We start from the raw sequence: 2,698 nt of genomic DNA on the forward strand, positions 1-2,698 counted from the left end.
GCCCGCCGGGGACGCTCTCGAGCCTGCCGGGGACGCTCTCGAGCCCGCCGGGTAGGCCATCGACGCCGGCGGCGTCCGCCCGGGCTCGTCCTCGCCTGTCTCCTATCCGCTGCTGCCCTGTTGCTGCCTGGGCTGCCCGGGGACTCTTGCCGGGGCACCTCGAGCCGGGCTACCGGCGGTGCGAAGACAGATCAATATACTACTTTTAGTAATCTAGAAATATCTTTTAGTAGTGGACGTACTGTGGCCGGGTATCCTGCTGATGATGCTCCGATCACGTTACGTGCTTTCGGTGGTGACCCTGGCGATCGCTGTCGGGGGCGCCGCCTGGCTGTGGGCGCCGTGGTCGCAGGCCGCTCCGGTCCGGTCGCCGCCGTCGGCGGGGGGCCCGGCCGTCGGCCCCGCGGTGACCGCCGCCGACACCGCCGCCGACGCCGACGCCGACGCCGCCGCCGCCGACGGCCCGGCACGGGCCGGGGCGGGCTCGGCGGCCCGCCGGGTGCGGGTGGGGGCGGTGGCCCTCGCCGTCGAGGTCGCCGAGACGCCGGCCGCCCGTGGGCGCGGGCTGATGGGCCGCACGTCGCTGCTGCCCGGAACCGGCATGTTGTTCGTCTTCGGCGGGGAGTCGACGGATGGTTTCTACATGTATCGGACCCTGATCCCGCTCTCGGTCGTGTTCTCCCGGTACGGGCGGGTGGTGGCGATCCATGAGATGACGCCATGTGTCGAAGAGGATCCCGGCAGTTGTAAGATCTACCGGGCTGGCACCGCTTACACGGAGGCGGTGGAGGCGCCGGGTGGCACCTTCAGTAATGCTGGGATACGTCCAGGTGATGCGATTGAATTCTTCTAGTTACATCGGCGCCCGCCGGAGCGCATCAGATCCTTGATGTCAAGGGTCTTGATGTCAAGGGCCAGGCGGCGGGCTGTGGCATGTCGGCCACGAAAAATCCGTGTTCCGATGCCGCGTACCGGTGTGATGGGAGCCACCGGTCGACAATCGAATTCTGGATGAATGTCGACCGGATGTCATGTAGTGCCTGCAGTGTGGATCCGTCGTTGCCGTGACGGGTCCGACAAGGCTTTCGGGGCCGTGTCGTCCACCTGACGATGGACGTTCCGGCCGTGGGGCGATGAAATAGGGCTGGGCCGTACGTGGGGCCGACCGTTTGTCGTCAGCGCTGGCGACACCCAGGTTCCGAGGGCCTGACCGCGACCGTCTCCCACCCGGGAGGAGGCGACCACCGCGCGACCGGAGGGTTTTGTTGTGTATACACCGGCCCGTCCCACGGTTCCGGACAGCCGCCTGCACGTCGTCGCCGAGCAGTCCCGCTTCGCGGGCAGCCGGGGATGGCCGCCCAGGACAGCGCTTGTCACCGGCGCGAGCAGCGGAATCGGCAGGGAGGCGGCGCTGCTGCTCGGCGAGATGAACTGCAAGGTTCTGTTGGTCGGCCGCAACGGTGTCGCGCTCGACGAGGTCGCCGCGTCCACCTCCGGTCACCGGATCGCGGTGGACCTGTCGGTCCCGGGTGCCGAGGCCACCGTGGCCTCCCGCAGCGAGGACCTCCTCGGTGATCTCGATCTGCTGGTGTGCGCGGCCGGCCTCGGCTCGGCCGGCCCGTTCGACCAGCTTTCCCATGAGGCCCTTGCCGAGCTTGTGGCGGTCAATGTGCTCTCGCCGATGGCGCTCGTCCGCGCGGTGCTCCCGGCCATGCTCGACCGTGGGCACGGGCGCATCCTGTTGGTCGGCAGCGTCGCCGGAGCGTTGGGGGTGCGTGGTGAGGTCGCCTATTCGGCAACCAAGGCCGCGCTGGTCGGGTTCGCCAATGCGCTGCGCTCTGAGGTCTCCGGCCGTGGCGTAACGGTCACCCTGTGTTTCCCGGGGGTCGTCGACACGGCCTTCTTCCGTCGTCGTGGAGCGCCCTACGTACGCAGGTGGCCACGCCTGCAACCGGCTCGCCTTGTCGCCGAGCGCATGCTGCTCGCGACCGGGCGGGGCCAGGCCGAGATCTGGGTGCCGCGCTGGTTGTCGCTTGCCGCCCGTGTCCACGGGACGGCGCCAGCGCTCTACCGGCGGCTGGCGGGAGTCTTCGGCTAGAAGCGCTCGGGACGACGGGGAGGCCGGCCCGGACCGCGGGTGATGCATCGCGCGACGGAGGAGACGGACGCCGTGCCCGGCCGCGGCGTGGCCGGCGGTAGGGGAGGACTCCCATGGCACGTCCCGCGGCATGGCGGTGTCCCTCATGGATGTGAGGGTCCGCACAGTACCCGGACAGGCGGTAACGGGGTCATATCGGTTGGATCGGGGAATCATGTGGGGCACACGCCGAAAAAGGGCGTGCCGCATATCGGATGGCCGGCCGGATGCGGTGCGGCCATGGTTTTTCGAGCCCGGGGTCCCGGGAGCCGGCCCGGAAGGCCCCCGGGCCCCCGGGCCGCCGGAGGGCCGAAGGCGGCGCCGTGCCTGTCGCGCGTCGCCGGAGGCCCGCACAGCCTCCGGGGCACCAGGGGGAACCGTGAGGGTGAAGGCTGCATGATCATTACTGCTCCGTGCGGCCGGAGGCTCAGGAATTTGCAGAGCAGACCTGCTCAGGCGCGCCGCCGGACCGTTCCCGCGGCGCGTGTCAGGCCCAACCGCTGACGAGGGGGAGGCGCATGACCACAAGTGACGCAAAGGTCGGCTCGCCGCCAGGCGGGC

General features: G+C 69.9%; 2 protein-coding genes. Both read left to right on the forward strand.

Annotated elements, in window-relative coordinates; translation table 11 throughout:
* The first annotated feature begins 262 nt into the window (after nucleotides 1-262).
* Nucleotides 263-853, forward strand: a complete 591-nt coding sequence (locus AC5LSR_RS20860; RefSeq protein ID WP_493468870.1) for a DUF192 domain-containing protein — start codon at nucleotides 263-265, stop codon at nucleotides 851-853.
* 414 nt (nucleotides 854-1,267) lie between these two features.
* The gene (locus AC5LSR_RS20865; RefSeq protein WP_250286105.1) at nucleotides 1,268-2,098 is read left to right on the forward strand and encodes an SDR family NAD(P)-dependent oxidoreductase; all 831 of its coding nucleotides are present in this window, start codon (nucleotides 1,268-1,270) and stop codon (nucleotides 2,096-2,098) included.
* Nucleotides 2,099-2,698 lie beyond the last annotated feature (600 nt).

The organism is Protofrankia sp. CiP1_Cm_nod4 (assembly GCF_982290645.1).